Source organism: Kribbella sp. CWNU-51, from assembly GCF_054073265.1.
Genome location: NZ_JBSXMZ010000002.1, coordinates 89,272 through 99,383, shown reverse-complemented (window position 1 = coordinate 99,383; position 10,112 = coordinate 89,272). Strand labels below are relative to the sequence as shown.

Sequence of the window (10,112 nt, the reverse complement as noted above, 5' to 3'; positions counted from 1 at the left end):
CTCAGCTCGAGGTGGCCGTGAGGCGGGCGCGCTGCTCCCTGGCGAGGCTCGTGAGCAGGCCGGTGTCCGGCCGGAGGTCGGTGCCGAGGGCACCGGTCTGCTGGACGCTGAGCTCGGCGACCAGGGCGCCGGCGACGAAGCTGACCTCGGCGATGGCCACGGACTGGTCGAGACCGCCGTCGTACGCGACGCGGGCGTCGCTGAGCGCATCCGGTACGTCGAACGAGCGCTCGTGGGTCTCCTGGCTCCAGAAGCCTCGCTGCAGGACTCTCGCCTTGGCCGCGGAGCCAGTCTTGAACAGTTGCAGGGTGAACCGCTTCTTCTTGTCCGGGCTGAGCCGGGTCGCGCGGTAGCCGTCGGTGAAGGCGGCGTTGAGCAACAATGCCCGGTCGGTCGCGGGATCGGCGGACCAGCTGGCCAGGAAGGCGGTCGCGGTGAACGGGCCGGTGGAGTTCTGGGTGTCGTCGACGTATCCGCGCGGAAGCACGACCAAGCCGGCCAGCGTGCCCTTCGGCTTCTTGTCCGTCGGGGCCGCGAGGGCCGACGTCTTCGCGGCGGGACTCTGCAGCGAACCGGTCGAGGAGTTGGAATGATTCCCGCACCCAGTCACGCCGAGCAAAAGCGCGGTCACTACAGCGGCAACACCTGGTGCGGTCCGCGTCACGAGTCCTCTCCGTCCGGCTACGCCCCGAGAGCATCAGATGATTCCGAGCCAGATGCCATCAGGGCAAGGTGAACACCAGATAAACTAGTGCGAGCGAGCCTCCGTGAGAAGCGTCTCTATCCGGCGGCGGGCGGCCTTGGGGTGCAGGGGTTCGCAGCCGGCCTCGACGCAGCGGCGGACCACCTGCGGATCGTCGCGGAGCAGCAGCAGACCGCGCCGGAGCAGCGTCAGCGGCGGCTTGCGGTGTTCGCGCAGATCGCGCTGGAACCGCCGGACGAAGGTGACCAGGCGGTGGTGCCGGACGCAGATGGCGGCGGCGAGCAGGCCGCGCTCGCGCAGCGCACCGGCGATCTGGTCGGCGAAGATGCCCTCAGCAACGATCAGTGGGGATCCCGCGGTGGTGACCGGCCGGTGACCGACCGTGCCGTCGGCGGCGATGTCGTAGATCGGCAGCTCCGCGGTGCCCGTCGTACACAGCTGCTCGAGCGCGGCGACGGCGCGGTCACCGTCCCACGAGCGCGGGTCGTCCCAGTCCACGATGCCGAGCGGTGAGCGCGGCATCGCCTTGTCGTCGCCGTCGCGGTAGAAGTCGTCCAGCCGGACCACGGGCAGGGCCACCTGCTCGGCCAGCCGGGACTTCCCCGCCCCCGACGGCCCGGCCAGCAACACCACCCGTGAACTCACCGGAGCATTCTGACACTCGCTCCGGCTACTGGTTGTACGGCGCCGACAGCAAGGGCCGGGTGTTGGTCAGGACCTGCTCGTACAGGGCGCGGACCCGGGCAGCCTCGGCGTCCGTCATGGCCGAGGGCTCGGGCTTGCCGACCGGAACCTGCCAGGTCGGCGGGGTGTCCGCCCCGGAGAGTGCCCACGCGGCCTGCCGGGCGGCGCCCAAGGCGACGTACTCGGCCGGCTCAGGGAGCGTGACCTCGGCCCCGAGCAGCGCCGGAGCGAGCGCCTGGACAGCACGTGACTTGGCTGCCCCGCCGAGCAGGAGGACCCGCTGGACGGGAAGTCCCTGCGCCCGGAGCGCGTCGACGGCGTCGGCCAGACCGCAGAGCAGACCTTCGACGGCAGCGCGGGCCATCGTCGCGGGTTGCATCGTGGCGCGGGTGAGGCCGTAGAGCAGGCCGGTCGAGTGGGGCAGGTCGGGGGTGCGCTCACCGTCGAGGTAGGGCAGCAGGACCAGACCGTCGCTCCCGGGAGAGGCCAGGGCGGCGTCGTTGAAGGCATCGAGGTCGAGGCCGAGAAGCTCCGCGGTGGCGGACAGCACCCGAGCGGCGTTCAGGGTGCAGACCAGCGGCAGGTACTTGCCGGTGGCGTCGGCGAAGCCGGCCACCAGGCCGGTCGGGTCGGCGGTCGGGTGCGCCGACCGGGCGAACGCCGTACCACTGGTGCCGAGGGAGACGGCCACATCACCTGGCTGCAGATCGAGACCGAGTGCGGCGGCCGCGTTGTCTCCGGTGCCCGCCGCGATGGCCGCACCGAAAGCGGTCCGGCCGACGATCTCGGCCGGGCCGGCGACGCGCGGCAGGGCGAGCTGCCGGCCGAAGGCGAGCTCGAGGAGGTCGGGCCGGTAGCTGTTCGTGGCCGGGGACCACCAGCCGGTCCCGGACGCGTCGCCGCGGTCGGTGGTGATGCCCTCGATGCCGTGCCGATCGGCCGCCAGCCGCTGCGTCATCCAGTCGTGCGGCAGTACGACGGCCGCCGCGCGGGCAGCCGCCTCCTTGTCACGCACCCACCGCAACTTGGTCACGGTGAACGAAGGCACCGGCACCGAACCGACCGCCTCGGCCCACGCGCCCGGGCCACCGAGCTCGTCGACGAGCTCGACCGTCGCGTCCGCCGAGCTGGTGTCGTTCCACAGCACCGCCGGGTGGACGACCTCGCCGGCCTCGTCCAGCAGGACCATGCCGTGCTGCTGGCCGCCGACCGAGATCGCCTCGACCCCGTCGAGCAGTCCGTCGGACGCGATCTCCCACGCCTTCCACCACTCGGCCGGGTCCACCTGGGTCCCGTCCGGGTGCGGTGCCCGGCCTTCCCGCAGTACGGCTCCGGTCTCGGCATCGCATACGACGACCTTGGTCGCCTGGGTGGAGCAGTCCACACCGGCCACCAGTCTCTGCTCAGTCATGGCTCCCAGACTAAGGCCGTGTCTGGATCGCTTCGAGAGTGGCGCGGGCGCCGATCTCGTGGAGCGACCGGAGGGCGGCCTCGTACCGCGTGACGAACCGATCGTCGGAGGCGAGGTCACCGAAGAGATCCGGGTCGGAGATGAACATCAGCGGGTCCTCGCGATTGTGCTGCGCCCGCTCCACCAGCCTGTCGCGCAACCGGTCCACCACTTCGATCGACTGCCCGTCCTCGTCGACGGCTTCGGCGTACCGGGCCCAGGACGCGACCACCAGGACCGAGCGCTTGATCTCTCGCCCGGCCGCCAGTTGCTCACGGACCACCGGGAGCAGCCACTTCGGGATCCGGTCCGAGCTCTCGGCGCACAGTCGCGCGAGGGTGTCACGGACCTCGGGGTTCGCGAACCGCTCGATCAGCTGGTGCTTGTAGCGGTCGAGGTCCACCCCGGGGACCGGCGGCAGCGTCGGCGTCCCCTCGTCATCCATGTAACCGATCAGGAAGTCGACGAAGAGCTTGTCCTGGCACACGTCGTGCGCGTACCGGTAGCCGGCCAGATACCCGAGGTAGCACAGCGCCTGGTGGCTCGCGTTCAGCAGCCGCAGCTTCATCAGCTCGTACGGCTCGACGTCGCCGACGATCTGTACGCCGACATCCTCGTACGGAGGCCGATCACCGCCGAAGTCATCCTCCAGCACCCACTGCGTGAACGGCTCGCACACCACCGGCCAGCCGTCCTCCACGCCGAAGCGCTCGGCCAGCGCGGACCGGTCGGCATCGGTGGTCACCGGCGTGATCCGGTCGACCATGCAGTTCGGGAACCGCACCTCGGTCTCGAGGAAGTCGGCGATGTCCGGGTCCTTCAGCCGGGCGAAGCCGGCCAGCATCTTCCGCGCGACGTGACCGTTGCCGGGGATGTTGTCGCAGGACATCACCGTGAACGGCGGGATCCCGGCCGCCCGCCGCCGGGTCAGCGCCTCGACGATGAACCCGAAGACACTGACCGGCAGGGCGCCGGGGACGAGATCGGCGGTGAGCCCGGGATCGGAGGTGTCGAGCTCACCGGTCACCTGGTTCACGTTGTACCCGCCCTCGGTGATCGTCAGCGACACGATCCGGGTGGCCGGGTCGACGAGCCGGTCCAGGACGGCGGACGGGTCGTCCGGCGCGAACAGGTAGTCGACGATCGACCCGATCACCCGCGGCTCGAGGGTCCCGTCCGGGTGCTTGATCACCAGTGTGTACAGGTGGTCCTGCGCCTCCAGAACGTCGTACATCCGCTTGTCCTGCGGGAGTACGCCGACGCCGACGATGCCCCAGTCCAGCGCCTTGCCGTCGTTCATCAACCGGTCGAGGTACATCGCCTGGTGGGCCCGGTGGAAGCCGCCGACCCCGAAGTGCACGATGCCGGGGCTGACCGCCGTACGGTCGTACGAGGGGACATCCACCTCGTTGCTCAGGGCACCTAGCGTGGTCACGGAGAGCATCTGGGTCACTTTACCGCTCCCAGCGACAGTCCGCGGACGAGTTTGTCCTGCGCCGCGAAGCCGGCGATGAGGACCGGGAGCGACACGAGTGTCGCGGCCGCGCAGAGCTTGGCGAGGAACAGGCCCTGGCTGGAGATGAACCCGACCAGGAAGATCGGGGAGGTTGCGGCACGCACCGCGGTGAGGTTCACGGCGAACATGAACTCGTTCCAGCTGAAGATGAAACAGATCAGACTCGTGGCCGCGATCCCCGGCATCGTGATGGGCGCGATGATCGAGACCAGGGTGCGGACGAAGCCCGCGCCGTCCACCTGCGCGGCCTCGAGGATCTCGAAGGGCACCTCGGCCAGGAAGGAGCGCATCATCCACACCGAGATGGGCAGGTTCATCGACGTGTAGAGGATGACCAGCGTATAGATGTTGTCGAGCATCCCGAGGTACTTCACGATCAGGTAGATCGGCAGCAGCGCGGCGATGAGCGGCAGGAACTTGGTCGACAGGAAGAAGAAGAGTACGTCGGTCCACTTCTCGATCGGCCTGATCGACAACGCGTACGCCGCCGGGACAGCCAGGACCAGCACCAGGATCGTCGACAGGATGCTGGCTGTCGCCGAGTTGATCAGGTATGGAGCGATATCACGGTCGAAGAGATCGGCGTAGTTGGAGAACGTGATCGGGGCGAACACGGACGGCGGGTTCGTTGCCGCGTCGGCCTCGTGGTGAAACGAGGTGAGCACCATCCAGGCAACGGGCAGGAAGAAGATCACCGTGACGATCCAGGTGCCCACTGCCCACCAGGGAAACCCCGATCTCCTCGGTTCCGCCTGGCGCCCGCGTCGCCGGCTGCGCCGGCCGGTCCTCGGGCCGCTCGTCTGAGGCTTGTCCACCACGGTGGTCATCGGGAGATCTCCTCCTTGAACAGGGACGAGATGGTGCGAAGGGCGAAGGTGGCCACGATGATGGTGGCAATCACCGTCACCACGCCGGCTGCCGCGGACTCGCCGTACTCGTACTTGCGGAACGTGGTCAGGTAGATCTCGTACGGCAGGTTGGTCGTGGCGGAGCCGGGCCCACCCTGCGTGATCGTGTAGATGGCGTCGAACGTCTGCAGGACGTAGATCGAGCCGAGCAGGGCGGACAGTTCGATGTACTGCCGAAGGTGCGGCAGCGTGATGAAACGGAAGGTCTGGAAGCTGCCGGCACGGTCGATCTTGGCGGCCTCGAGCACGTCGCCGGGTTGCGACTGGAGCCCGGCCAGCAGGATCAGCATCATGAACGGCGTCCACTGCCACACGAGCGCCGCGATCACCGAGGGCATCGGCCAGCGCGACACGTAGTCGATCGTCGGCCCCTGCTCGGCGCCGAAGAGTTGCCAGATCCAGTTGAGGACACCGTTGAACAGGCCATAGTCGGGGTTGTACAACGCGTGCTTCCACAGCAGCGCCGCCGCCACCGGCATCACCAGGAACGGTGCGATGAGCAGGGTCCTCGCCAGTCCGCGTCCCGGGAAACGCTTGTCCAGCAGGATCGCGAGCCCGAGCCCGATCAGCACACTGATGACCACCACCGACGCGGTCAGGACGACGGTGTTGACGACTGCGTTCCTCAGCCGGGCATCGCTGAAGACGGTCGCATAGTTGTGCAGACCGGCGAACGACTGGTAGCTGCCAAGCCCCAGGAAGTTCTTCTCGCCGGGTTGCAGGATGTTCCAGTGGAGCGTCGAGATGGCGATCGTCAGCACGAACGGGATCTGGGTGATGATGATGGTGAAGATCAGTGCGGGAAGCAGCGGCCCCCTACGGCGCCACCTGTCGCGCGCGGTGGGAGGCTGGGTCGTGGGCGGGGTGGTGGTAGCCGCCTCTGTGGCCAGAGCAGTCATGGTTCCTCCAGGTGCGAGACCTCACCGATGACGGAGGTCCCGGGCTAGGGGCGGACCGGATGGCGCGGTCCGCCCCGGGCAGGTCTACTACTTCTGCTTGCCCGCCACTTCCTCGGCGAGCTTCTGACCTTTCGAGAGCGCTTGCTCGACCGTGCCTCGTCCGGCGATGGCCGCCGAGATGTCCTGCGTCACCTTGGTGCCGAGGTCCTGGAACTCCGGGATGTCGACGAACTGGATGCCGATCGTGGGCCGGGGCTGCACGCCGGGGTTGGTCGGGTCGACCTCCTCGATCGACTTCAGCGTCATCTCTCCGAAGGCGGCAGAGGCCTTCTTGTAGTCCGGATTCTCGTAGGTGCTGGCCCGCTTCCCGGCCGGAACACGGGACCACCCGAGCTTCTGGCCCACCAGCTTCTCGTAGTCCTTGCCCGACGCCCACAGCATGAACTTCGCGGCGTCGTCAGCCTTCTTCGTGGTCTTCGGCATCACCCACGCCCAGGTCCACAGCCACCCGGAGACCTTGGTCTTGTTCACGGGGGCGAAGACGTAGCCGACCTTGCCGGCGACCTTGCTGACGTTGGGGTCCTCGAGCGAGCCGGCGGCCGAGGTCGCGTCGTACCACATCGCGACCTTGCTCTGGCTCATCGCGTTCAGGCACTCGGTGAAGCCCGCCTGCGAGGCACCCGGCTCGCCATGTGCCTTGAGCAGGTTGACGTAGAAGTTGGTCGCTTCGGTGAACTCCGGGGCGTTCACCTGTGCCTGCCAGTCCTTGGTGAACCACGTGCCGCCGAAGGTGTTGACCACCGTGGTCAGCGCGGCGCCCTGCTCGCCCCACCCAGGCAGACCGCGCAGACAGATGCCCTTCATGCCGGGCGCCGCACCGTCGACCTTCGCGGCCATGTCGGCGACCTGCTGCCAGGTGGGACGCTCGGGCATCGTGATGCCCTTGCTCGCGAAGATGTCCTTGCGGTACATGAGGAACGAGGACTCTCCGTAGAAGGGCAGGCCGTAGAGCTTGCCGTCCTGACCGGACAGGGACTGCACCATCGGCTTGAGCAGGTCGGCCTTGTCGAAGTTGGCGTCGCCGTCCGCGTAGGACCCGAGCTCGTGCAGCCAGTTGTTCTTCGCCCAGATCGGTACCTCGTAGGCGCCCACGGTGGCGATGTCGTACTGACCGGCCCCGGTCGCAACGTCCTGCGTCACCTTGTCACGCAGCTCGTTCTCGGGCAGGACGGTGTAGTTGACCTTGATGCCGGTGTCCTTGGTGAAGCTGTCCGCGGTGAGCTTCTGGATGTCCACCATCTGCGGGTTGCCGACCATGAGGACGTTGATGGACTTGTCACCGCCGCCACCGCCACCGCCGCTATCGCCACCACCACCGGCACCGGCGCAGCCGGCCAGCGCCAGCCCAGCAGCCGCCGGCAGGGCCACGGCGATCGTCCTCAACTTCGTGAACCTGCTGCGCATAGCTACCTCCACCTGATGTTGATCTCTCACGAAGGCCTCGCGCGTCTCGGGCATGGTGCTCCCTCGCTCGTCCTCGCTCAGATGAGCATCACGCTGCTCATACATGAGTCAACTGTTACCCGAGCGCCTTGTCAAGAGTCTGTGCAACACTAGGGCGGGGGCGTGCTCATATGAGCAGGCCTGGACATCGTGGAGGCAGCATGGAGCCGAGCACCAACACCTTCGGTCCGGCGCAGCTCGTCCTGACGGCGTCGATCGCGCGGCGGTACTACGTCGACGGGCGATCGAAGGTGGAGATTGCCGAGGAGTTTCGGCTGAGCCGCTTCAAGGTGGCCCGGTTGCTCGACCAGGCCCGCAGCAGCGGGCTGGTGCGGATCGAGATCAGCCACCCAGGCGCCATCGACCTCGATCTGTCCGCGCGGCTGCAGGAGTCGCTCGGTCTCCGCCGCGCGATCGTGGTCGACACCCCCGAAGCTGACGAGGCCGCGCTGCGCACCCAGTTGGGCAAGGCCGCCGCCGACCTTCTGTCCGAGATCGTCACGGCAGAAGACGTTCTCGGGCTCGCGTGGGCCCGGGCGGTCACCGCGATGACCGAGCAGTTGACCACCCTGGCTCCCGTTCCGGTCGTGCAGTTGACCGGCGCGCTGACTCGTCCGGATGTCGAGGCGAACTCGGTCGAGCTCGTTCGGCACACCGCTCGGCTGTCCGGCGGACCGGCGTACCTCTTCTACGCGCCGCTCGTCGTGCCGGATGCGGCCACCGCTCGCGCCCTGCGTCAGCAGCCGGAGGTGGCCGAGGCGATCACCCACTTCGACTCGGTGACGAAGGCCGTGGTCGGGCTCGGGTCGTGGGCGGCCGGGCAGTCCACGCTGTACGACGCGATGGACGCGAAGGCCTGTGATCAATTGCTGAAGTGCGGCGTGGTCGCGGACATCTCCGGGGTGTTCGTGGACGCGGCCGGCGCACCGGTGCAGAGCCGGGTCACCGACCGGGTGATCGCGATCAATTCCGAGCAGATGCACAAGATCGACGAGGTGATCGCGATTCCGTACGGCCTTGCGAAGGTCGAGGCGGTCCGGGCCGCGGTGCGCAGCGGCCTGGTCAACGGGATCGTTACCCACTCACCCCTGGCGAAGGCGCTCCTGGACGAGACACACTGACGCGCTATGCCCGCTTCCGAGGTCGAGACTCTGCTGCTCGGCGGTACCGCGAACCGTGGGATGGTCGTGCGGGTCGGCGATACCGTCCGTCGGCCGTTGCGCGCCAGCAGCACCGCGACGCACGCGCTGCTCCAGCACCTGGAGCAGGTCGGATTCACCGGTGCGCCGACGTTCCTGGGCATCGACTCCCGGGGGCGTGAGGTGTTGTCGTATCTCCCCGGTGAGACGGTCACCCCGCCGTACCCGGCGTGGTCGATGACGGATGAGGCGCTCGACAGTGTCGCTGTGCTGCTGCGCTCGTATCACCTGGCGGTCGCGGACTTCACCCCGTCCGGGCTGGAATGGGCCGAGCCGGTGCCGTCGGCGTACGTCTCCGGCCTGATCAGCCACAACGACCCGAACCTCGACAACGTCGTCTTCCGGGACGGCGTCGCGGTCGCGCTGATCGACTTCGACCTGGCCGGCCCGGGGTCGCCGCTGTGGGACGTCGCCACGGCAGTCCGGCTGTGGGCTCCGCTGCGGCCCGACTCCGACATCGCCGACGTACGACGAGGCCGCACGCTGACCCGCCTCCGACGCTTCGCCGACGCTTACGGGCTGACCGAATCCGACCGCCTCCGCCTGGTCGACGCGGCCGCCCACAACCACGTCTGGTGCATGGACTACGTCCGCCGCGGCGCCGAGACCGGCCACCCGTGGTTCCGCCAACGCTGGACCACCGGCGAAGCCGAACTCACCGACCGAACCAACCACTGGTTCAAGACCCAGGCCCACGCACTTCGTCAGGCTCTGCTCTGAGTCCGCGCTCCGCCTCGGCGACACCGTCGTAGTACGACTCCTGCAGCCTGCGGATGAAGTGGGGCAGGAACGCGGCAGGGCCTGTTGGCCACATCGGGACGTCCTGGTTGCCGAGAAACGCAACGACCCAACCAGCGGCGGTCAACCCGAACAGCACTATCCAGCCGTGCCGGCAGATCCACGGTCCGTCATCGGCGACGAGGCCCCGCCGGGTCACCGCGCCGACCGCCAACAGCAAAGCCGTTGCCGCGAGCACGACAACCGTTGCGGCAAGTGGTGCGCCGTGGACCTCGACATACGCGCCGTAGTGCCGAAGGGTCAGGACGACACCCACGGCCAAACCGACAGCGACGAGCCCGTAGACCACAGCACCCAGCTTCAACTTCGGCACGCGGTCTCCAGGTGATCGGGCGGTCTGCCCGGTTATCGGCCCACCGCACTCGAGCGTTACCACCCACGCCCGACGGCCGGCCGCGGCGCCCGCGACCGCCGCGGCTGCCCCCTCTGCTGGCGACTTTGTGCACCGTGTC

The 10,112-nt window shown here is 68.3% G+C and carries 10 protein-coding genes; 2 read left to right on the top strand and 8 right to left on the bottom strand.

The annotated features are described in order from the left end of the window. Position 1: 1 nt before the first annotated feature. The 7 genes from ACXC9Q_RS00510 to ACXC9Q_RS00480 form a co-directional block, all read right to left on the bottom strand. Entirely contained in the window at positions 2-664 is a 663-nt protein-coding gene (locus ACXC9Q_RS00510) for a hypothetical protein (RefSeq protein WP_457054463.1), read from the bottom strand. 84 nt (positions 665-748) lie between these two features. Then, positions 749-1,348, bottom strand: coding sequence for a uridine kinase family protein (locus tag ACXC9Q_RS00505; RefSeq protein ID WP_457054462.1), 600 nt, complete (start codon positions 1,346-1,348; stop codon positions 749-751). Between the two features lie 25 nt (positions 1,349-1,373). Then, complete coding sequence (xylB, locus tag ACXC9Q_RS00500) at positions 1,374-2,798, bottom strand: xylulokinase (protein WP_457054461.1); 1,425 nt, start codon at positions 2,796-2,798, stop codon at positions 1,374-1,376. Positions 2,799-2,808: 10 nt separating this feature from the next. Then, positions 2,809-4,281, bottom strand: a complete 1,473-nt coding sequence (locus tag ACXC9Q_RS00495; RefSeq protein ID WP_457054460.1) for a mannitol dehydrogenase family protein — start codon at positions 4,279-4,281, stop codon at positions 2,809-2,811. 5 nt (positions 4,282-4,286) lie between these two features. After that, on the bottom strand, positions 4,287-5,069 hold the full coding sequence (locus ACXC9Q_RS00490; protein WP_457054459.1) for a carbohydrate ABC transporter permease: 783 nt from the start codon (positions 5,067-5,069) through the stop codon (positions 4,287-4,289). Positions 5,070-5,176: 107 nt separating this feature from the next. Next, positions 5,177-6,160: a carbohydrate ABC transporter permease gene (locus tag ACXC9Q_RS00485; protein WP_457054458.1), complete on the bottom strand. Its 984-nt coding sequence runs from the start codon at positions 6,158-6,160 to the stop codon at positions 5,177-5,179. Between the two features lie 87 nt (positions 6,161-6,247). Next, complete coding sequence (locus tag ACXC9Q_RS00480; protein ID WP_457054457.1) at positions 6,248-7,624, bottom strand: ABC transporter substrate-binding protein; 1,377 nt, start codon at positions 7,622-7,624, stop codon at positions 6,248-6,250. Positions 7,625-7,824: 200 nt separating this feature from the next. Here ACXC9Q_RS00480 and ACXC9Q_RS00475 point away from each other — a divergent pair, with 200 nt between their 5' ends. Continuing rightward, complete coding sequence (locus tag ACXC9Q_RS00475) at positions 7,825-8,784, top strand: sugar-binding transcriptional regulator (protein ID WP_457054456.1); 960 nt, start codon at positions 7,825-7,827, stop codon at positions 8,782-8,784. A gap of 6 nt (positions 8,785-8,790) precedes the next feature. Continuing rightward, positions 8,791-9,582, top strand: a complete 792-nt coding sequence (locus ACXC9Q_RS00470; protein ID WP_457054455.1) for a phosphotransferase — start codon at positions 8,791-8,793, stop codon at positions 9,580-9,582. On the opposite strand, the gene ACXC9Q_RS00465 is transcribed toward ACXC9Q_RS00470, so the two are convergent. Continuing rightward, a complete protein-coding gene (locus ACXC9Q_RS00465) occupies positions 9,542-9,973 on the bottom strand; it encodes a hypothetical protein (protein WP_457054454.1) in 432 nt (143 codons plus the stop codon). The genes ACXC9Q_RS00470 and ACXC9Q_RS00465 overlap by 41 nt on opposite strands. Positions 9,974-10,112: the final 139 nt, after the last annotated feature.